At 70.5% G+C, this 18,764-nt stretch carries 30 protein-coding genes; 6 read left to right on the top strand and 24 right to left on the bottom strand.

Annotation, left to right across the window (positions count from 1 at the left end; all coding sequences use genetic code 11):
• Positions 1-8: 8 nt before the first annotated feature.
• The 14 genes from AC07AB_RS12370 to AC07AB_RS12305 all read right to left on the bottom strand — a co-directional run bounded on the left by AC07AB_RS12370 (position 9) and on the right by AC07AB_RS12305 (position 8,525).
• Positions 9-482 (bottom strand): hypothetical protein, encoded by a 474-nt coding sequence (locus AC07AB_RS12370; RefSeq protein WP_478564258.1) that lies wholly within the window; start codon positions 480-482, stop codon positions 9-11.
• A gap of 25 nt (positions 483-507) precedes the next feature.
• Positions 508-675: a pRL2-8 gene (locus tag AC07AB_RS12365; RefSeq protein WP_478564255.1), complete on the bottom strand. Its 168-nt coding sequence runs from the start codon at positions 673-675 to the stop codon at positions 508-510.
• Between the two features lie 6 nt (positions 676-681).
• Positions 682-891 (bottom strand): hypothetical protein, encoded by a 210-nt coding sequence (locus AC07AB_RS12360; protein ID WP_478564252.1) that lies wholly within the window; start codon positions 889-891, stop codon positions 682-684.
• Positions 892-977: 86 nt separating this feature from the next.
• Positions 978-1,568 carry a restriction endonuclease gene (locus tag AC07AB_RS12355; RefSeq protein WP_478564249.1) on the bottom strand — a complete coding sequence of 197 codons (591 nt, stop codon included), beginning with the start codon at positions 1,566-1,568 and terminating at the stop codon, positions 978-980.
• Positions 1,569-1,622: 54 nt separating this feature from the next.
• Entirely contained in the window at positions 1,623-1,880 is a 258-nt protein-coding gene (locus tag AC07AB_RS12350) for a hypothetical protein (RefSeq protein WP_478564246.1), read from the bottom strand.
• Between the two features lie 181 nt (positions 1,881-2,061).
• Positions 2,062-4,065, bottom strand: a complete 2,004-nt coding sequence (locus AC07AB_RS12345) for a plasmid transfer protein TraB (RefSeq protein WP_478564243.1) — start codon at positions 4,063-4,065, stop codon at positions 2,062-2,064.
• 37 nt (positions 4,066-4,102) lie between these two features.
• The gene (locus AC07AB_RS12340; protein ID WP_478564240.1) at positions 4,103-4,249 is read right to left on the bottom strand and encodes a hypothetical protein; all 147 of its coding nucleotides are present in this window, start codon (positions 4,247-4,249) and stop codon (positions 4,103-4,105) included.
• A complete protein-coding gene (traA, locus tag AC07AB_RS12335) occupies positions 4,246-4,938 on the bottom strand; it encodes a plasmid transfer protein TraA (protein WP_478564237.1) in 693 nt (230 codons plus the stop codon). Before traA ends, AC07AB_RS12340 begins: the two co-directional genes overlap by 4 nt.
• Positions 4,939-5,090: 152 nt before the next feature.
• A complete protein-coding gene (locus AC07AB_RS12330; protein ID WP_478564234.1) occupies positions 5,091-6,143 on the bottom strand; it encodes a hypothetical protein in 1,053 nt (350 codons plus the stop codon).
• Positions 6,140-6,349, bottom strand: a complete 210-nt coding sequence (locus AC07AB_RS12325) for a hypothetical protein (protein ID WP_478564231.1) — start codon at positions 6,347-6,349, stop codon at positions 6,140-6,142. The genes AC07AB_RS12330 and AC07AB_RS12325 overlap by 4 nt, the downstream gene beginning before the upstream one ends.
• A complete protein-coding gene (locus tag AC07AB_RS12320) occupies positions 6,349-6,831 on the bottom strand; it encodes a hypothetical protein (protein ID WP_478564228.1) in 483 nt (160 codons plus the stop codon). The genes AC07AB_RS12325 and AC07AB_RS12320 overlap by 1 nt, the downstream gene beginning before the upstream one ends.
• Positions 6,831-7,007 (bottom strand): hypothetical protein, encoded by a 177-nt coding sequence (locus AC07AB_RS12315; RefSeq protein WP_478564225.1) that lies wholly within the window; start codon positions 7,005-7,007, stop codon positions 6,831-6,833. Before AC07AB_RS12315 ends, AC07AB_RS12320 begins: the two co-directional genes overlap by 1 nt.
• Before the next feature lie 358 nt (positions 7,008-7,365).
• Positions 7,366-7,605 carry a helix-turn-helix domain-containing protein gene (locus tag AC07AB_RS12310; RefSeq protein ID WP_478564222.1) on the bottom strand — a complete coding sequence of 80 codons (240 nt, stop codon included), beginning with the start codon at positions 7,603-7,605 and terminating at the stop codon, positions 7,366-7,368.
• A gap of 164 nt (positions 7,606-7,769) precedes the next feature.
• Complete coding sequence (locus AC07AB_RS12305; RefSeq protein ID WP_478564219.1) at positions 7,770-8,525, bottom strand: GntR family transcriptional regulator; 756 nt, start codon at positions 8,523-8,525, stop codon at positions 7,770-7,772.
• A 172-nt stretch (positions 8,526-8,697) separates the two neighbouring features.
• On the opposite strand from AC07AB_RS12305, the gene AC07AB_RS12300 reads away from it, so the two are divergent.
• From AC07AB_RS12300 to AC07AB_RS12275, 6 genes are all read left to right on the top strand, one after another.
• Complete coding sequence (locus tag AC07AB_RS12300) at positions 8,698-9,033, top strand: GIY-YIG nuclease family protein (protein ID WP_478564216.1); 336 nt, start codon at positions 8,698-8,700, stop codon at positions 9,031-9,033.
• 221 nt (positions 9,034-9,254) lie between these two features.
• Complete coding sequence (locus AC07AB_RS12295; RefSeq protein ID WP_478564213.1) at positions 9,255-10,166, top strand: phosphotransferase; 912 nt, start codon at positions 9,255-9,257, stop codon at positions 10,164-10,166.
• A gap of 331 nt (positions 10,167-10,497) precedes the next feature.
• Positions 10,498-10,794 carry a hypothetical protein gene (locus AC07AB_RS12290; protein WP_478564210.1) on the top strand — a complete coding sequence of 99 codons (297 nt, stop codon included), beginning with the start codon at positions 10,498-10,500 and terminating at the stop codon, positions 10,792-10,794.
• A 240-nt stretch (positions 10,795-11,034) separates the two neighbouring features.
• Positions 11,035-11,394, top strand: coding sequence for a hypothetical protein (locus AC07AB_RS12285; protein WP_478564208.1), 360 nt, complete (start codon positions 11,035-11,037; stop codon positions 11,392-11,394).
• Positions 11,391-11,669, top strand: a complete 279-nt coding sequence (locus AC07AB_RS12280) for a hypothetical protein (RefSeq protein WP_478564205.1) — start codon at positions 11,391-11,393, stop codon at positions 11,667-11,669. The genes AC07AB_RS12285 and AC07AB_RS12280 overlap by 4 nt, the downstream gene beginning before the upstream one ends.
• 144 nt (positions 11,670-11,813) lie before the next feature.
• Complete coding sequence (locus AC07AB_RS12275) at positions 11,814-12,014, top strand: hypothetical protein (RefSeq protein ID WP_478564202.1); 201 nt, start codon at positions 11,814-11,816, stop codon at positions 12,012-12,014.
• A gap of 31 nt (positions 12,015-12,045) precedes the next feature.
• Here AC07AB_RS12275 and AC07AB_RS12270 read toward each other — a convergent pair whose 3' ends face one another.
• The 10 genes from AC07AB_RS12270 to AC07AB_RS12225 all read right to left on the bottom strand — a co-directional run bounded on the left by AC07AB_RS12270 (position 12,046) and on the right by AC07AB_RS12225 (position 18,670).
• Complete coding sequence (locus AC07AB_RS12270) at positions 12,046-12,561, bottom strand: hypothetical protein (protein WP_478564199.1); 516 nt, start codon at positions 12,559-12,561, stop codon at positions 12,046-12,048.
• A gap of 158 nt (positions 12,562-12,719) precedes the next feature.
• A complete protein-coding gene (locus AC07AB_RS12265; RefSeq protein WP_478564197.1) occupies positions 12,720-13,067 on the bottom strand; it encodes a hypothetical protein in 348 nt (115 codons plus the stop codon).
• A 37-nt stretch (positions 13,068-13,104) separates the two neighbouring features.
• Positions 13,105-13,737: a hypothetical protein gene (locus tag AC07AB_RS12260; RefSeq protein WP_478564194.1), complete on the bottom strand. Its 633-nt coding sequence runs from the start codon at positions 13,735-13,737 to the stop codon at positions 13,105-13,107.
• Positions 13,734-14,216, bottom strand: a complete 483-nt coding sequence (locus tag AC07AB_RS12255; RefSeq protein WP_478564191.1) for a hypothetical protein — start codon at positions 14,214-14,216, stop codon at positions 13,734-13,736. The genes AC07AB_RS12260 and AC07AB_RS12255 overlap by 4 nt, the downstream gene beginning before the upstream one ends.
• Positions 14,213-15,118, bottom strand: coding sequence for a response regulator transcription factor (locus AC07AB_RS12250; RefSeq protein WP_478564189.1), 906 nt, complete (start codon positions 15,116-15,118; stop codon positions 14,213-14,215). Before AC07AB_RS12250 ends, AC07AB_RS12255 begins: the two co-directional genes overlap by 4 nt.
• Complete coding sequence (locus AC07AB_RS12245) at positions 15,108-15,554, bottom strand: DUF4326 domain-containing protein (protein WP_478564186.1); 447 nt, start codon at positions 15,552-15,554, stop codon at positions 15,108-15,110. The genes AC07AB_RS12250 and AC07AB_RS12245 overlap by 11 nt, the downstream gene beginning before the upstream one ends.
• The gene (locus tag AC07AB_RS12240) at positions 15,554-16,000 is read right to left on the bottom strand and encodes a hypothetical protein (protein WP_478564183.1); all 447 of its coding nucleotides are present in this window, start codon (positions 15,998-16,000) and stop codon (positions 15,554-15,556) included. The genes AC07AB_RS12245 and AC07AB_RS12240 overlap by 1 nt, the downstream gene beginning before the upstream one ends.
• Complete coding sequence (locus AC07AB_RS12235) at positions 15,997-16,278, bottom strand: hypothetical protein (protein ID WP_478564180.1); 282 nt, start codon at positions 16,276-16,278, stop codon at positions 15,997-15,999. The genes AC07AB_RS12240 and AC07AB_RS12235 overlap by 4 nt, the downstream gene beginning before the upstream one ends.
• Positions 16,275-17,585, bottom strand: coding sequence for a DnaB-like helicase N-terminal domain-containing protein (locus tag AC07AB_RS12230; protein ID WP_478564177.1), 1,311 nt, complete (start codon positions 17,583-17,585; stop codon positions 16,275-16,277). Before AC07AB_RS12230 ends, AC07AB_RS12235 begins: the two co-directional genes overlap by 4 nt.
• A complete protein-coding gene (locus AC07AB_RS12225; RefSeq protein ID WP_478564174.1) occupies positions 17,585-18,670 on the bottom strand; it encodes an HNH endonuclease in 1,086 nt (361 codons plus the stop codon). The genes AC07AB_RS12230 and AC07AB_RS12225 overlap by 1 nt, the downstream gene beginning before the upstream one ends.
• Between the last annotated feature and the right edge of the window lie 94 nt (positions 18,671-18,764).

The raw sequence follows: 18,764 nt of genomic DNA, 5'->3' as shown, positions 1-18,764 counted from the left end.
GTTCTCCTTCACATATGGGTGGAGCTGGAGCCCCACCACCGGTTGTTGTTCGTGACGTGCTGGGTGACGTGGTACGTGTCGCCGCCTCGTCCGCCGCCGACACGGGCGGCCAGCCACAGCAGGGCAAGGACGAGGAGGGCGCTGGAGCCGCCGACCGCGGCGACGCCCGCGGCGGCCTGGCCGAAGCCCCAGCCGATGCCCGCGCCGGCCGCTCCGGCTCCGATGCCGCCGCCGAGCATGCGCTGCGCCTGCCGGTCGAGAAGCGGTTGCGGGGTGAGGTCACGCGGCTGGGTGGCCACCGGCGCGGCTGCGGGCAGGTGCTCCCGGAGGACCGGCACCATCTGCCCGTCCGGGCCCGGCACCCACACCACCGCAGGCCGCTCAGCGGCGAGCTCCACCGGACCCGACACGGGCCGCTGGTAGTCGTCGAGCGTCGGCCAGCCCGGCATCGGGCACGGACGCGGCTCGGGCAGATGGGACACGGAGTCCTCTCTCAGATCGCAGTCGTCAGCGGGACTTCTTCGGCGTGACGTTGGGGCAGCCGTGGCGCATGTGGTCCACGCACGGTCCGCAGTCCTCCGTCGACGGCTCGTAGCCGGAGGACCAGACGTTGTGCAGCACATGCGCGTGGTGCCAGCACTGGGGGCACTCGCCGGGCGGGCACTGCCGGTTCATTGCGGGTCAGCCTCGCTTGCGGTCGAGTTGGTCCTTGAGATAGTTGGCCTCGGCTTGGAAATTCTCGGCGCGGGCGGCCCATCCGTCTTCGCTGATGCCGTAGACGGACTCGCCCGTAGCGGCGGCCTCGGCCTCGTTCTCCTTGCACATATCGGCCGCCTCGGCCTCGTTGCGCATGATCTGCTCGGGGCTACTCCTGCGGCGGAACAAGCCCATGGCGGGCTCCTTTCTGCGTGGCGGGCGGGGACGGACTGTCCCGGCTCCCCTCACCGCCCGTGCGAGACAGGCGGATCGGGCAACCGTCAGGCCGCCAGCCCCGGACGCCCGTGCCACGGAGCCGCACCCCGCTGCCCGGCCTGCCACGCCTCCAGCCGCCGCGCATCCACCAGCTCAACCCCGACGCGCTGGGCGAAGGCGGCGGCAGCCGGGGTGAAGTGGCTGCTGGTGACGATCGACGCGTGGGCGCAGCCGTGGGCGTCCCGGTACGTGCCGTTGACCATCTGCACGTGCTCACTGCCGACGCTGTTGCCTGCCCGATAGCGCTTCGCCTGGATCAGCCCCCGCCGCCCCGACGGATCCACGTACAGGACATCGGCCGCCAGGTCCCCGGCCCCGCCGACGACCCGCACCTGCGTGCACCCGTCCCGACGGCACAGATCCGCCAGATGCACCTCGAAGCCCTCGGGCGTCATCGCGTGCACATCCGCTGCGTACAAGGCGCCGCGGGCACGGGACCGCCAGGCTCGCCCGAGCCGACGGCGGACGAACCACGCCGCGGCCGCGAGGGCTAGGAGGGCGGCCACGACGGCGACGGCTACCGCGGGGTGCTCGGCGGCCTGACGCGCCACCGTCAGCACGAGCACCGCGATGACGACAACAGCAGCACCCGACATGCGACGGCGGCGTACCGCGCGACGGCGGGGGCGGCGAAGGAAGACGGCCACCGGTCAGCCCTCCGGAGTGGAGCCGGCGCTCACAACGGTGTCGGCCGCGCGCTTGTCGTTGATCCGCTCGACGACAGGCGTCAGGTCGAGCCTGATCTCCAGGCGCAGCGGCGACAGACGCTTGGCGTCCCACTGGCCGCTCGCATCGGGCTCAAGGGTGTCCATGTGCGCCTGGATCAAAGCCCCTGCAGCGGCAAGGACCTTCTCCGCGTCGTAGGCGTTGGCAACGGTCCACTCGTAGCGGGGCGGTTCGAAGCGCATAACAGCATCCTTCGGTTTGTAGGGGTTTGCCCTGACTGACAGCAGGGCGGTGTCAGGAGCGGGTGTCAGCTCGCGCGCGCACACGCATTGACCTAAGGCGGGGAGGGGTGTCAGCGGCGCTGACACCCCCACTGACACCTTGATCCGCTGTCAGCGGGTGTCAGCCCGGTATCACCGCAGATCAAGCCGGTGTCAGCGACGGATACAACAGCTTGTACACCCCCGCCTCCTCGGTCTCCTCCACGTGCACGCCCTCATCCGCAAGGTCGGTGAGCTTGACGGAGATCCAGGCCCGCGAACGGCCGATACGGGAGCCCTTGCCGAACGGAGCGAAGTCCTTGGGCCCGACGAACGTCCGTCCCCCGGTACGCCACTCCTGGAGCATCAGGTGGAGCTCGGCGACAGCCTCCTCCGGGGTGTGCTCAACGTGCTGCACGGCCGGTATCGGGAACCGCCACTCCGAGTTGACCGGAACGGGCTGGATCTCCTCGTCGGGGTCCACGTCCGGTTCGGGCCCGTCGCCGTCGTCGCCGACGAGTTCATTGACGTCGCGCAGCACCTGGCGCTCCAGCAGGGCCTCTTCCTCCCGCGCCTCGCCTTCCTTGGTCATCACGGTCTCCTTGGCATCGATGCTGGTCAGAGACTGGCCGGGCAGGTAGATCCGGCGGTTGGCATACGCCTCACCCGCGGCGGTCGTCGTCGTCGCACCGCCCGGAGTGGGCGTGTAACACCGCTCCAGCACGGCGCGGATCTCGTCGTCCGGGATCGGGTTCCAGGTGCGGGCCTTCATGGCGTACCGCTCCTCGTCCACACCCGGCGCGCAGAGGTAGTTGTAGCCGGGCTTGCGGTTCTCCCACGCTTCGGGCCTGGCTCCTGCATCACGCACGTCGTCGGGCAGCGCCATGTCGGCGGTCGTGGAGCCCTTCACTCCGAAGCAGAGGGCTCCGCCGAGTTGCTCCCGCACGTCGGTGGGCATGGAGGTGGCGGAGGGTCGCTGCTGGCTGACGATGACGCTGCCGCCTGCGGAGCGGAGCGCTTCGACGACGGCTTCGAGTTCGGCGCCGTCGCGGAAGAACTTCGCCGACTCCTCGATCCACACGATCAGATAGGGCATGCCGAGCTTCTCGAACGCCTCGGGCGTCCAGTTCTTGAAGCCGTGGCGGCCAAGCTCGTCAGCGCGGGCGGTGATGACCTGCGGCAGCGCATCGATCATCGAGTTGCCGCCGGGCATCGTCATCTCGACCCAGTCCAGGTAGGGCAGCAGCGGGCCGAGGGTCTGCATGCCCTTCGCGGCGTCGATCGCCCACACGATGGCGTCACGCCTCGTCAGGGCCTCGATGATGGCCCACGTCATGCCGGTGGACTTGGCGGAGCCGTTCATCCCGGTGACGGAGAAGTGCGTGGCGTTGCGGCGCTCTTCCTCGGAGGCGGGGAACCAGAACTGCTCGGTCTCGCCGTCTTCGTAGATGCCGACCTGGACCGGTTCGGTGATGGAGGCACCGGGTGCTGACGGGCCTGGGTAGGGGGCGCCGTCGGTGAGCATGTCCTTGGGCACGAACACGAACTCACCGGACGCGGCGTTCTCCGGGTCGGCGACGATGCGGATGCTGTTCGGAGAAATCCCCAGCTCGCCAGCGATGTTGTTGATGCGGTTGCCGAGGTCCGAGTTGGTTATCTCGCCGCCGGCCAGCTTGTACGGAGCAGTGACCTTGTTCGGCTCTACCTTCGGCTCCCCGCGCAGAGCGGCCTTCGCCTTGCCCAGCGACTTCACCAGCAGGCCCGTCTGGTCCGCCTGCTGCTCCCCCGTCTTCGCGTCCGGATTGACGCGCATGATCTGCCGCATGTTCCAGCCCCCGGCCGCGACCATCCCACCGATCGCCCACGTCGACGCGAGCATCGGGTCGAACGGGTCGGTCACAGTGGCAATGACCATGTAGGTGGTACCGGCCGCCGTCGACAGCGTGGCGTGCAGGCGACGCGGCTTCGTCGTACCGTCGCCGGCCCACCAAGCCGTCGCCGTCAGGATGCCCGCAGCGACAGTGAGGCCAGCTCCGGCGATGGGCGAGCCGCCCCATAGGGCATGCATTCCGACAGCTGCAGGCATGGAGGCGGCCGTGGCCAGCCAGGGCCGGATGCGGGAGTGCTTCACGGCCTTCCAAAACTCGGCTTTGGGACTGTCAACCACGGCGTTCACCTCGGTGTCAGTGCAGATGGGAGGGGTGTCAGCGGAACTGGGCGGCGATCACCAGGTAGACCAGGCAGAGGACGGAGGCGGCCACGAGCGCGTCGCGGGCCAGGACGCCGTACTCGTCACGCAGCCACCACGCGAACAGGGCCGCGATCACGGCCGCCACCACGAAACCGGTCACCACTGTTTCCACACCGACGCGTTGCGCCGCCGGGGAGGCGTCCGCGGGTCGCCGTGCCGCCGCCCGCTGCTGATCTGCGCCAGCTCGGCCTCAAACTCGCGGGTGAACACGGCCCACAGCGTTGACGCCTGCTTGGCGATCAGCTTCTCGGCGGCGGCAATCTTCTTGAGGTGGCGGCTGACGCGGCGGGCCCGGGCCCGCGACCCCGACATGGACCCGTGCACGTCGGGGATGCTGCGCAGTGCCGACTCCAGCACCTCCGAGTCGAGGGCCCGCTCGACCGCTCGTGGCCGCGATTCCTTGCGCAGCGCCTCACAGTAGGCGCGGATGTCCTCGTCGCTGGTGAACCCCGAACCGGGTGTCGCCTTCCGGCCGGCCCCTCCCGCGCCGCTGGTGCCCTGCACGACGGTGGTTTTGTTGTAGCTGAACGTCAGCGGAGGCAGGGACACGTCGGGGGCCAGGTTCACCTTGCCGATCTCGACCTTCGTGCCCTTGCGCTGCTTCGCGGGCGGCGGACCGACGGGCCTCTTCGCCGCAGCCCTTCCAGCGGCCCGCAGCTGGGCGGCGGGCGACGGTGCTCCGTTTGACGGCGGGTAGTTGGGCGGGGATGGCCACGCAGCCCAGCCGTTGTTCGCAGATCCGCTGCCGAATATCGATCCGCTGTCGGACGCCGATCCGCTGTCGGACACTGATCCGTGATTGGACCCTGATCCGTGGTCGGACGCCGATCCGCTGTCGGACACCGATCCGTGGTCTGACATTCAGTTCCCCTCCCTGGGGGCGGTGCGCGCGGCGACGCACCGCGGTGACTGTGGGCTAGCTGGGGATGGCGGGGCGGCGTTCATGCGTAGCCGCCGCCGCCCTGCCCCACGCCGTCCGGGGGCGCGGGGTCCTTGTCGATGACGCGGTCGAAGGTGCGGCGGACCGTGTCCGGATTCGTGTCCGGACCCAGCAGGTCACAGGTGACGAACACGACCTCGGCCCGGTCCGTCACTCCGCGGCGCACCAGCTGCCGGACAGCGTCGGCGATGTTGTCCGGGCGCTGTCCGGACAACATGTCCGCCCTGGTCAGTTCCGTCTGCGGGTCCAGCTCAACACCCGGCTCGACGGCCGTGTCCGGGGGTGTCCGGACAGTGTCCGGATCCCGGGTCACCACCGTCTCCGCACGGTGCCCCCGCAGCGCGAGCGCCACCTGCACGGCGTCGACGACCACCCCGTAGCCGACGAGCAGCGACGCCAGCTCGGGCGGCGTCAGTGCGGGCTGCGACTCGTGCACGATCCGGATGGCCTCCGCCGGGTCGAGGGTCGCGAAGTGCTCCCGCAGCCGGTCTGTGGCACTGAATGTCCGGACACTGTCCGGACCGTGTCCGTGTCCGGCGCCGTTGATGTGGTCGACGGCACGGGCCTTGACGGTCCGCCCGGCACGGGTTGGGGCCAGCAGCCACGCCCAGCCACCGAACGCCGGGAACCGGAAGGGGCGTTCGCCGAGCTGCGCACGGGCTTCGGCCCGCGGGCCCGCCCACTCCATCTCGGAGACCGCCAGCAGCACCAGGGTGGGCGCGGCGAACAGCAGGGTCGCACCGAGTCCCCCGCCGATCAGGGAGGCGTGGAACCGGTTCAGGTACACGCTGCCCCCGGCGATGGCCAGGGCCGCGAGCCGCGCGGACACGGCGGACCGTCCGGCTGTGGACGCCTCCGACGCGAGGTGCTGGCAGGCGTAGGCGGCGCCGTCGAACACGGCGACGACCGCCACCGCGACGGGGGCCGGTGCACCGTAGTGGCGGGCCACCGCGAACAGGGACCAGCCGACGGTGAGGAACGCGGCCACCGAAATGACGGCGCGAACAGCCCTCCAGGCGGGGCGGGTACCGGTCAGGGCGGGGGATGCGGTCATCGCGCCCACCGCCCTCGCACGCCGTGGGTGCCGGTGGGCCGGGCGACGCACCACACGACGGTGACGGCCAGCGCCGCGCCGAGAACAACCGGCTGGGACAGCGACCAGGCGGCAGCCGCCAGGGTGACAGCCAGGACCTGCGGGCACGCCACCACCAGGGCGACAGCCAGCACCGCGGCCAGGACATGCGCGGGACGAGTGCCCATCAGGAACCCCTCAACTCAGGTGAAGATCCGTGGATGTGGGCCGCGGCGGCGTGCCGCAGCTCCCGGTGCGCCTTGCGGGCTCGCTCCCCCGCCGCCTGCGCCTCCGCGTCCGTCCGATCAACCGCGTCGCCGAGCCCGAACGCCCCGTCCACCGCGTCCTGCGCCGCATCCAGCACCGCAGGATCGGCGACCAGCACGAAAAGCCGGTCCACCGCGTCCGTCACCGCTCCGCGCGCATCCCAGCGGGGATCACGGGTCTCCTCGGTCTCCGGGACACCCGCCTGCAAGCGGACGAACTTGCGCCAGTACTCCCCGCGCACCGTGGCCAGCGCGCACAGCAGGGCAGCCAGACCGTCAGCCGCCGCCGAGCGGCGCTGCTCGGCGAGCTCCACGCGACGGGCCCGCGCAACCGTCAAGTACTGCATCACCTGCGCGACAACCACACCCAGCAGCGCCGCGGCAGCAGCAACGATCGCCGACATCACCGGACACCACCCCCGCACGCAGGCCCGTCGAAACGCACCACCCGCAACACCACATCCGGGAACTCGCCACGGACCGCGAGGACATCGGCAGCCACCTCGTCGAGGCTCGGCGTCGACCCGACCGACAACACCCGGCCGGCCACGTCGTAGATCCGGTAGTGGATGACCGCCATCACCGCCCCACGGCTCGGGAGGACGTCGCCATCCCACACATCCATAGGGCTCGCCACATGACGAGACGCCATCCACGACGGCAAAGACATGACAGAACTCCAATCAGAAGAAGGAGATTGGGCAGTCACCGGGCACCCCCGCGGCGCACGGCACGGATACGACGGACCGACGCGGCCAGCGACACCTCCGACGCCCCAGCCGCCAACACGGCGCCGAGCACGGCCAGGGCCTGCGCCCACGGCGCACCATCAGCCGCCAACCACAAGGCGCGGAGAACCGTCAGACCCACAGCCAGAGCGGCCAGGACCACGAGGACCGGGACGGCAGGACGAGAGGAAGCGCGCGGCTGAGACGGCATCAGGCCACCTCGGCGTCGGCCGAACCAGAGCCCTGCGGGCCGAGGTACGCCTCGACGGAGGTCTCCCAGATGCGCAGACCGCGCGGCCGGACCTCACCCTTCCCCGAGCGGTGGCTTCGGAGATCGTCGCTTCGCACGAGGCGGTACACGGTCGTGAGCGATACACGCATTCGCGCTGCGACCTCTGCGGCGGACAGCAGCCTGTCCCTCGTGGACTGGACAGGGGCTTGCTCACTCATGAACGACTCCCAGACATGGCGGTGGAGTTGCTCCACAGACAGAAGCTGTCCCTAACAAGTTAGCGCGCCTAGGTGACTCTGACTAGCAGTCTGTTCTATACAGCTTGGCCGGACATGAAAGAACCCCCGCCGGGGAAGGGCGGGGGGTTCGGCGTTCGCGCAGGTCAGGAAGTGAAGTCGTACTCCAGGACGTAGCTATTCGCGTCGAGCATCATCTTGTTCACCTCTACTGGCTGCCCGTCGGCGTCGAAGGCTGTGCGCGCGATCAATAGAACCGGCGTACTCAGAGTGATGCCTAGCACCTGCGCTTCATCCGGCAGAGGGAGGCGCGTTCTGATCTCTTCGCGGAAGCGCACCGGCGCGCGCCCAATGTCCGCCAGCCGGGCATAGCTCCCGCCCGCACCGGTGTCCCGCCTGGTGATGGCTGTGCCCGCGACGAGATCCGCAGGGTAGTACGCCTGCGATTGCTGAACGACACGCCCTTCAGCTCTGTACAGTCGGCTGCGCCGTAGGACTTTGCCGCCGGGCGGCAGCCCGAAGGTCGAGCGGATGCGGTCCGGCGCGGCGATCTCCGCGATGTGGACGTCCTCTTGTCGGGACCGGCCGTTGAGGTCTTCATCCCAGATGGCGCGCCCGGCACCCCAAACACTGCGCGAAAGCCGCTGAGCGGCATTGCGCCTGAGCCTATTGAAGGTCCGCAGGTACACACCGGACCCCTTCCTGGCTTCAGTCCGGTCTTCAGCATGCAAGATCGCTATGGCGTCGCGGACGGTGTTGCGTGCGACCCCGAACCGACTCGCCAACTGAGCTTCACTGGGAAGGCGCTTCTGGTCGTCGTATGCGCCGGCATCGATCTCCGCGCGCAGCTCGTCCGCGATCTGCTGATAACGCGTCTTCCCTGCCTGAGCTTCGTCAGCCACGGCGCAGCCCTCCTTGGCATTCATCTGTAGCAGTAACCGTACCTGTCCATGCACAGATGATCACATGCCCTGAACAGGTCATCCGTAACTCAGGCGACCCAGGCTGTTGACAGCACTGAACAGGAAGCGCAACCTCTCCTATACAGATAACGGAGCCGACGGAAGGCCCGTCATGACTGACCCCAGTGGCCATCGCATCGCTCTCTACCGCCTCCACGACGCCCACGGCTTCCTGCTGTACGTCGGCATCACCAACGACCTGAACCGACGCTGGAAGCACCACGCCTCGAACAAGCCCTGGTGGCCCACGGTGACCAGCAGAAAAGTCGAGTGGTACCCGGACCGGTTGATCGCGGGAAGCATCGAGCGAGTGGTAATCCAGAGCGAAGCACCGCTCTTCAACCTCAGCATGACGCCCTCGTTCAACTGGTCGCTGTACGGGCGCATCCTCCAGGCACGGCACAAGCGCAGGCCGTCGCGCCGCGCTCCGGGCGCCGCTCTCGGCTGATGGCTCCTGTCCGGCCGTCTTCCGTCACCCGCTCGGGTGGTGGTGGCTTTCAGCCCCTGTGGGGGGAGGTGAGTTCTGTGATTCTTCGCAACGACTGTGACCACGAGTGGGTGCAGTGGAGTGGTGCGGCACGTTGCCGTAAGTGCGGCGCGACGCAGTAGTGGCGGCTGAATGATGGTGGGGGCCGCGTCTCGCGGTCTCCACCATCGGGAGAGGCGTTGATGGCATTGCGTATCGAGTGGCAGGAACTCCCGGTGGTGACGCGTAGGGCTGTTGAGGCGCGCGTTGGCCCTGTGCTGGACGTGGACACGGTTACCGATGGGTTGACGTGTGCTGTGGCGGCGCGCCTGACGACGGCCGCGGGGCCGGTGTTCGTGAAGGGTGTGCCGGTCGAGGACGAGGGCGGCCGGGCTGCGCAGGGCTGGGAGGTGGCGGTCAACCCGCTGGTGCGTGCCGCGAGTCCGCAGTTGTTCTGGCAGGTCGTGGCCGGGGGGTGGGATGTGCTGGGGTTCGGGTTCGTCGACGGGCGGCATGCGGATCTGTCGTGGGGGTCGCCGGATGTGCGGCTGGTCGGCGATGTGCTGCGGGCCGTGCAGGGTGCCGGGGTCGTGTCGGGTGGCGGGGTGCCGCGGTTCGCGGACCGGTTCGCCGATGTCCTCGACTCCACGCAGCTCGGCTTGCTGGCCGGGGAGCAGCTGCTGCACACGGATACCAATCCGCACAATCTGATGGTCGCCGCCGGGCGGGCGTACTTGGTTGATTGGGCGATGCCGGCGGCCGGCCCGGGGTGGGTGGATGTGGCGTATACGGCGGTGCGGTTGATGGAGGCCGGCTGTTCGGCGGGGGTGGCGCGCGGTTGGGCGGCGGGGTTCCCGTCGTGGCGGGAGGCGGATCCGGCCGGGGTGGAGGCGTTCGTGACGGGGGTGTGCCGCCAGTGGGAGGCCCGTGTCGGCGCGGTCGGTGCCCGGCCGTCCAACGCCCGGTTCGCCGCGCTCCTCGGGGACCCGGCGCCCCGTTCCGGAGGCCAGACGGATTCAGCGACGCGAACGGCCCGGCTGGAGTTCGGCAACGAGGCGCGCACGGAGCGGACGGCCGGGCTACTGGCGGCGCCGAAGCGCCTGGACGGGGCGTGATCGGCATGGCTCGCGGGCGCTGGTGGCGTGTCCTCCGGCGGGCGCGAACTGCCCCTACGGCAAGTAGTGGGGTGCCAATTCCGGCCATATGCAAAATGACAGACGCGCAGGTGAGATATGGTTCACAATTGTTGACATCTGTCAAGTCTGCTTTTCACGGGAGTGCCGTGACTGGCTATCGCCCTTGATCACCATGGCCCGATCCGATCACGACTAAGTTCCCTGCACAGCAAGAACGGCCGGGCAACGCATCGCCACCCGGCCGCCCCAACCGGCGAGTTCCGAGCTCGTCGGCCAATGAACCCGCAACCCTGTGAGATTGGAGCTCGCTATGAGCTTATCCGTTTCCCCGCCTGCCAGCCGCCCGCCCCTCACCCCGGGGCAGTTGCTCGCCACTCCGCTCCCCCGGCTGCTCGCCGAGTTGGGCGTCGACGTCGTGGATCCGGGCATCGCCGACGACCGGTTCTTCGGCGGGGTGGTGGTGCGTCGGGACGGCCGGGTTGTGCTGGCGTTGCCGTCGGGTCAGGATCCGGTGTTGCGCCGGTGCGTGGCCGTCTCCCTGCTCGGCGAGGTGCTGGGGGCTCCCCTGTCGCCGTTGCCGGCGCCGCTGGAGATGACCGAGATCTGAGCGCAGGGCGTGTGGGCGGCAGCTGGCCTGTCAGTCGGCTGCCGCCTCTGCCGCGTCCGGGCGAGTCCGTGGAGCGCGGCCTCCGCGGCTCCCATTCCGGCCAGCGCCCTCCCCTTCTACCTGATGATCCCGCCCGGTTCGGGCTGGTTGCCTTCACTGGGGTCCCGGCTGTGGGTGCCGGGGCAGACTGGGCGGCCCATGGCGCCGCCCGCACCGTCCGTCACGATTCTGGAGGTTTCCATGAGTGCACGATCCGCCGATGTCCCCCGCGACGGGGCGCTGTTGGAGATGCCGCCGTTGACGGCGGGGGCGTTGAGGGAGGCTGTGAACAGGCTCGATCCGCAGGCTGCGGCCCGGTTCGAGGAGGAGTTTCATGCCGTACAGGAGGAGGCCGCTCGCACGGACGCGGCCGGGCTGCGCACGTTCCTGCATCGGTGGGGGACGTGGGTGGCACTGCGCCGGTTCCCGGTGCGGGCGGCGCGGCTGGCCGAGCTGGAGGGCGCAGTCGGACGGGCGGTGACGGCAGAGGAGGCGGGTGTGCACGCAGCCGAGATTTCGGACCTCGTGGACGTCGCGTCGAAGGAAGTTCCCGATCCGTGAGCGGCTGGCGGTGGGAGCTGGACGGCAACGCCGTCGATCAGATGCGGGCGTTGGCTCCGCAGCTGCAGGCAGAGGCTCGGCGGATCGCCGACGGTCTCGTCGCGGCGGCGGCCGGCAAGTACGCCGGGGATCTGCCTGCAGTGGAGGAGTCGGGGATATCTGGCCTGGACACGTGGGCGCGGGGGCCCTGGCTGTGGTGGTTCCTGGAGCAGCGCGTTCACCGCGTCGTCCTCATCACCAACATCCGGCACGACGAGGTGGGCGCGCCGCCCTGACCCTGCTGGCAACTCCCTTGCACTCCCGCCCCGCACGTGCGGGGATGATCCCGAGCCGGAGGCGCACGGCAGTCCCGGCGCCCCTTGGTCCCCGCGTGGCTCGCCAGGCCGTGTCCTGCGAGCTCGTTGCGGGGTTGTCGGTGTATGACGGAGCTGAACCTGTGGGACTTCCTCGACGATGACGGCGGTCCGCGGCTGCCTCTGCTGTCGGCGGGGGAGGCGCGGGCCGCGGTCGTACTGCTGCGGCGCTTGGGCGAGGCGGGCGGCGAAGACGCCGATGTGGCCCGGGATTTGGCGGGGGCTTTGGCGCGCCGGCTGCCCGCGGAGTATGCCGATCCGGCGTAGCGGGCAGCCTGCGTGTCGAACCGTCGATCGGTCAGTCGCCGAGGGCTCGGCGTTCCGCCCCATATGCGTCTGTGATCTTGTGTCGGATTTCAGGCCCCTCGGGGGCCTGCCAGGACTGGATCAGGTGCTCTTCGACGGGCTCTTCATCGAGGTCGAGGTCGAGGACTTCGGCACCACGGTCGCGGCCGCGGGCGTGGACGCGGATGCGGTACCAGCCGGGGCCCGCGCCGGAAATCGGCATCACTGGGGGGTCTTCGTCGGAGGTTCCGCCGAGGCTCTCGATGTCGGCTTCGTCGGTCTCGAACGGGACGGAGACCTCGACGATCTCGTCCCAGTCCTCCAGTTGGAGGGGCGGCTCGGAGTCCCGGGGGTCGACGGTGACGCGAATGGGGCCGTCCTCCAGCCCCGAGGAGATCGTGGCGGTTCCCTGGCCGGGCCAGACCAGACCGTTGCCTCCGGAACTGCTGTCGGTGACGGAGTCTGTTGCCGGTTCGGTGATCCAGTAGCCGTGGTGGGTGACGCAGAGGAGCACGGTGGAGAGAGCCATCGCCCTAGTTCACCTTGACCCAGAAAGCGTCTCCACCCATGATCCGGTTGTCTTTGTGAAAGTTATTCAAAATGTCCCTCTGCGTGTTCTGCTCACTGACTGGCACCCATGCCCAGCCCCAGTCGCCCGGCTTGCCTTTCGCGTTGGCGGCCCCCTGCTCAGTGACGTCCGGCGATCCGGTCGAGTTCGGCGTCGAGGACAGCAAGGTCCGGGTGGTCTCGTAGTTGCTGCTCGCGCGCCCAATCAGCGAGGTCGGCTTTGTGGGCGACCCGCACGACGTCGATGGTGGTGCCGGTGGCGATCGCGAGCAGGACCAGGTCCTCGTCGCTCATGCCGTGGTAGCGGTTGGCGGGGGCGTACATCGAGGCCATGTCAGCAGCGCAGCCGCTGCCAGCCTCGGTGAGCTTCTCGAACAGCCACCGCCGGAACGGGGTGTCCAGGTCTTTCCATGCGGGGTCGTAGGCGTCGTTCTCGGGATCGTCGGGGCCGGGGCCGATGATGGCCATGGGCAGGTTCCTTCCGAAGGCGTCGGGCGTCGGGCGATCACGCGGCGCTTCTCTCCGCCAGCGGCAGCCGCCGGAGTTCCGTGAACCCGTATTGGGCTCCGCAGCCTGCGCAGCGGCGTCCGGGGGTGGTGAGGGTGATGGCGAGGACCGTCCCGCAGGGGCAGGTGACGCGGATGTGTCGTTCGGGTCGGTCGTGGCCGGTGTGGGCGCGGCAGGCGGCTGTGAGGTTGCGGACCTCGTCGGCGAACTCGCTGAAGGCGGGGTGCTCGGCCGCGGCCCATCCGAGGTTGGTTCTCAGATCGCAAACGGCGGCGTCCAGTTGCTGCTGCAATCCGCCGGTCCATCTCGGGTGCCGCCAGCCCAGCGTCTCGTGCCAGTCGATCAGCCAGGTCTGGAGGACGGTGACGACGCCGCCGCGGGCGGCGAGCGACAGCGGCCCGAGACGGACCGGGAGGGGCGCTGTGCGGGACCCGGACACCGCCGGGCCTCCCCCGCCCGCCCCGGGCGCCAGTGCGTCCGTGAGGGCGGCGTACAGGCCGTCCGGCCCGGCGAGAGCGGCGAGGTGGCCGTCGGTGCGCTCCACGCAGATCCGGCAGACGGCCGCCTCGGCGGCACGCAGGGGTCTCGCGCAGGTGGCGCAGTGCCGGGAAAGGTCGCTGTGGTCGCTCACGGCCGCGCCGCCGAGGACGCCCCGGCCGTGGCGACGGCCGCCGCGATAGCGATCCAGCCCTTGTGCCATGCCTGATCGAAGCGGTACGGGGCTTGAGGGTCCCTGCTCAGCCAGCCGCCCTTGCCGATGCGGTGGGCGAAGCAGACCATGCGGGTGGTCTGCTGCTCGTCCGGGTTCTCGGCCCACCGGCCGGCGGACCGGTCGGCGGCGTAGTGGGTGGCGGCGGACAGGGCGAGGCCGACGCCGGCGGCGCGAGGGTTCAGGCCGAGTTTCAGGGCGCGGTCGGCCGCGTAGAGCGCGAGGGCTTGGGTGGCTGCATACGAGGCGACATGCCGGAGGCAGGCGGCGGTTCCCTCGCGGCCGGGACGCCCCTTGGCGACGGCGTCGGTGTCGCGCTGCACGATGTGGTCGGCCACCTCGTGGGCGGCGGTGAAGGTGGCGTAGGCGGCGGCGAAACGGGCGGCGGGGCTGGTGGTCATCGGGTCTCCTTGGCGGGGAGGGTGGCCGCGGACGACCACCAGGTCGGCTGCGTCTCGGGGTTGTCCGGGGCGGGTCGGCGGGAGAAGTCGCGGGTGGCGCGGACGAGGTACTCGTAGGTGCCGTCGGGCCAGGGGCCCTTCACGTCGCGGATGGTCGCGGTGCCGGTGCGGGCGGCGGGCCATTGCTGGCCGTAGTGCCGTACTCGGGTGCCGGTCGGCAGCGGGTGCTGGGTCACTGGTCTTTGCCCTTCTCCGTGGGTGGCGCGGCCGTTGGGGGCGGCTCGGTGGCGGTTGCGCGTCCGGCGAGGCTCTGTGTGCCCGCCTGAGGGACTGGCGCACCCCTGGCCGCCACCCGGTTCCCAACGGGCGGGTCCGAGGGCCCCTGAGGGCCGCCCAGGGCCCTCCGCGGGGGCCGCGCCGGGCCCGGTGGACTGCCGGGGCGTCATACGACTATCCGATCCACCGCCGAGCAGCCCCTGCTGGAACGCCAGGGCGACCGCATGCGCCCGGTTGCGGGCCCCCCGGGCCTGCCGAAGCAGCCGGGCGTGGGTGCTCACGCTGTTCACGGTCAGGTACAGCTCGCGGCCGATCTGCCGGTACGTCAGCCCCCGCGCCCAGCCGTCGAGGACCTGCAGTCGGCGCGCCGTCATGCGGGCCGGAGGGCGCGGCTCGGGAGCGAGGCGGGCCAGGATCCCGGCGCGGTATCCGCAGGCCACCGCGGCGGCGCTGTCGCGCACGTCGAGGTCGCGGAGGGTCCGCTGGACGTGCGAGAGCACGGTCATCTCGCCCAGCCCGAGGAGGGCGGCGATCTCGCGGCGGGTCCGGCCCCGGGCGAGATGCGCCAGGACCTGACGCTGGCGGGCCGTGAGCGGCGTACCCCGGTGGGGCAGGTCAGCGAACACCAGCGCCTCCGGCCTGGGCGGGCGGGTTGGCGATGTCCAGCAGCACCGCGGCGTGGCAGTGATCCGGCTCGCCCGGGTCCGGCAGCGGACACCAGCACATGAGATCCCGGCCCGCCAGCGCGGCGCGGGCGGCCTCCACCTCCTCCGGGCGTTTCTCCAGCCAGCGGCGGTACAGCTCGACGACCTGCCCCGGGGTGGCGTCCTCGACCCGGTGCCAGGTGATCGCGCCGCCGGGGTGCACGAACGCGTGCCGCTCACCTGAGGTCTTGCCGAGGCGCCCCTCCTGCTCCCACTCGCTGCCGTCGAGCGCGGGCCTGCGGACCTGAGTGGACACGAGCGGGTAGACGTTGCCCCACCGGGTCCCCCGGCCCACGTACACGGCTCCTTCGGAAGCCCGCCAGCCCTTCGTGCGGCGGCGCTGGAGTCGCTGCGGCATCAGGCGGCCCTCCCCGCCTGCTGCTGATCGGTGAGGAGCGCGGCGTACACGGCCGCAGCCCGTTCGATATCCCGGCACACCCAGTCGCAGCGCTGCCCGTTGTAGGGCTGGCGGATGTCGGATCCGGTCCGCTGGAGCTGGATTCGGTGCTCGTGGTCGTGGAGTTCCTCGGCCGTCGTCCACGGGACGTCGGCCGGGGTGCGGTGGGGGCTTTGCGTGCAGCCGCGGAACACCCGCTGGGCCAGGAGGGTAACGCGATTGCCGCGGCGCGAGCGCCGCGGCGCCTGGGCGTGGAGCCAGCGGGCGAACGTGGGCTCCAGCCGGGCGACGGGCTGATGGCCATCTCCGGGGCAGCCGTGGGCATACAGGGCGCCGGAGTTACGGATGCGGATCTCGCCTTCGCAGACCGGGCACAGGCCCAGGCGTGGCAGCGGCCGGGTGGTCATGTCGTCTCCTTGCGGACGGTGCGGGTGCGGTGGGCGGCAAGCTGCTCGTACAGCGCGGACGCCAGGCGGCGGACGGGCACCGGCTCGTCACCGGACGGCCGCGGCGGCGGGGGCTGGCCGGCGTCCAGCGACCAGGCGCACGTCCACCCGTGGCCGCAGCAGGGGCACCGGTAGGCGGCGAGGAGCCCGCCGTCGCCGTCGGGTATCGCCATCAGCGGGCGCACCGCCGGGCTGGCGGCGGCCAGGCACTGCTCGCAGGTGTCGGCGTAGGCCGTCATCGGGTGCTCCCGCCCGGCGAGTAGCCGCTGTACGGGTCGGTGTCGGTGGGCTGGTAACTGGTCCAGGGCCAGTCGGTGCCCTGCTTGAGGTGGGTGGGCCAGTCGCGTTCGTCACGGGCGCCGCGCCAGGGGGTGAGCACCCGGGCCCGCTCCTCCTTCGCCGACGCCTCGTCGTCGACGGGCCGCAGGCCGTAGCCGAACTCGGGCCACCGCTTCCACAGCGACGACCCGGCCGGGCGGAGGTCGCGGTGCTTGCCGAAGCCGTTGTGGTGCGGGGCGTGGGCCTCCATCAGCAGGGCGCAGCCTGCGGTGGCGCGGGCCTCGTCGAGGACGACGGTGACCTTGCGGGCGAGCTCCTCGTCGTTGGGGTTGCCGGCGTGCAGCCGGTACACCGGCCCGACAATCAGCATCTGTGGCTGGAGTTTCTCGACGCGGCGCATCAGCCACGCCCGGTCGGCGGGCCGGGTGAGGTCCACGCCGGCGGGCTGGCATTCGATGTGCAGTTGGCCGCGGGCGACGGGCCGCTGGTAGCGGGCGGCCTGGGCGGCGAGCGGTTCGAGGTGGCGGCGGGTGGCGGCTTCGCCGTTCTCGCAGTCGAGGATCAGCACCCGTACCGGGTCGAGGGGCTTCTGGGTGAACGGGTGCAGGCCGGCGGCGCCGCAGAGGGCGATCTGCCGCATCAGCGTGGACTTCCCGCCGCCTTCGGACGCGGTGAGGATCAGCCGGTCGCCGCGTTCCAGGAGGCCGGGGATCAGCCAGTCGTAGGCGTGGTCGGCGGCGAGGAAGTCGTGCAGGTCGAGGGTGGGGAGGTCGTCGGCGGCCATGCCGCGGTCGCGGATGTCGCGGGCCATGGCGACGGCGTGTTCGACGAGGCCGGGGGTGTCGCCGTCCGGGGAGTAGCCCATCTGGACGAGCCGGGTGCCGAGTTCGATCAGGGCGCGGCGCAGGGCCCGGTCGGCGACGATGTCGGCGTAGTAGCCGGCGTTGGCGGCGGTGGGCACGGCCCGGACCAGGGTGTGCAGGTAGGCGGCGCCGCCGATGCGGGCGAGGTCCCCGGCGTCGGCGAGGTGCTTGGTGAGGGTGATCGGGTCGATGGGGTGGCCGGTGGCGTGCATGCGCCCGACGGCGTTGAGGATCACGGTGTGGGCGGGCCGGTAGAACGCGGTCGGGTCGAGCCGGTCGAGGATTTCTGCGCAGGCAGCGGCGTTGAGCAGGCAGGCGCCGAGGGCGGACATCTCGGCTTCGAGGTCCTGGGGCGGGGTGCGGTCGAAGTCGGGCGGTATGGGTTCGGGGGTGAACTCGGTCATCAGAAGATCCCTCGTTCCTCGGGGGTGCCGACGGCGCGCAGGTGGGCGGGGCGTTGCTGGCGTTCGGAGGCGTACTGGGCGGAGCGGCGCAGCCATTTCTGCCAGGCGTCGGGCCAGGATTTTTTACGGACGCCTTCGGCGCGGAAGTGCGAGACGAACTGCCGGGTTTCGTGGTCGACGTCGATTCCGGGGCCGAGGGTTTTCAGCGACCAGCGGCGCATGGCGTCGGTGAGGGCGAAGTCGTCAGGGAGGGGGTGGAGGCCATCACCGGATGTGACGGTGTGTGGGCGACGGCGGGTCGGCGCGCGTTCGCTCCCCCTCCCCCTCCCTTCCTTTCCCTTCCCTTCCGGCAGTGAATTGGTCAGTGAATGGTTCACTGAACGATTCACTGAATAATTGTCACCCTCCGTGGAGGAGTCGGAGATTCCGGTGACTTCGGGTTCACTTTTCTTCACTGAATCGTTCAGTGAATCGTTCACGGAGTCATTCACGGAACCGTTCACGTCCTTCTCAGTGACCGGTTCAGTGAAGTCACCGTCAGTGACATTCGGGCCGTCTTCGCCGCACCTACGGTGCGCGGCGCGGACGTTCGACGGATGATCCGTACCGCCCTCGGAGAGGGGCACCAGCCGCCCCACCGACACCCCCTCGGCCGCCGGCGGCGCCTCCGGACGGATCGGCTCGCGGCACCGGTAGCAGGACCACCCGTCCCGCCGCGCGTACATCTCCCGCACCGCGCGGTCGCCCAGCGGAGGCGGCGGCAGTTTGCTCGCCCCCGCGCGGTTGATCTTCTGGTGTTTGCGGAAGTTCACGACCGCCGCCATCTGCTGCCGCGCCGCGCCCCCGGCGTAGGGGAACAGCAGCCCCGCGTCGGCCAGCTGCCCCATCAGCGCGGCGACCTCCCGTACACCCAGGTCGTCGTCGTACATGAACACGGACGCCTTGAGATACGCCGGCGTCCACCGCAGCAGCCCCTCGTCGTCGGCCAGGTTGAAGGTGGCGATGAACAGCAGACGGGCGTCGCGCGACAGGATGCCGACGACCTCGTCCTCCCAGAACTCGGGCTTGATCGAACGGATGCGCATGACGGCGGTCTTCCTCCGGGCAGTACGGACGGGGGCCTGCAGGGTGCCGGACGCCCCTGACATATGGGGCACCTAGCTCCGGTCACGGCCCGGC

It is taken from the genome of Streptomyces sp. NPDC044033 (assembly GCF_056434425.1).
The sequence above is the reverse complement of the archived record's forward strand: the minus strand, read 5'-3'. Positions and strand labels throughout refer to the sequence as shown.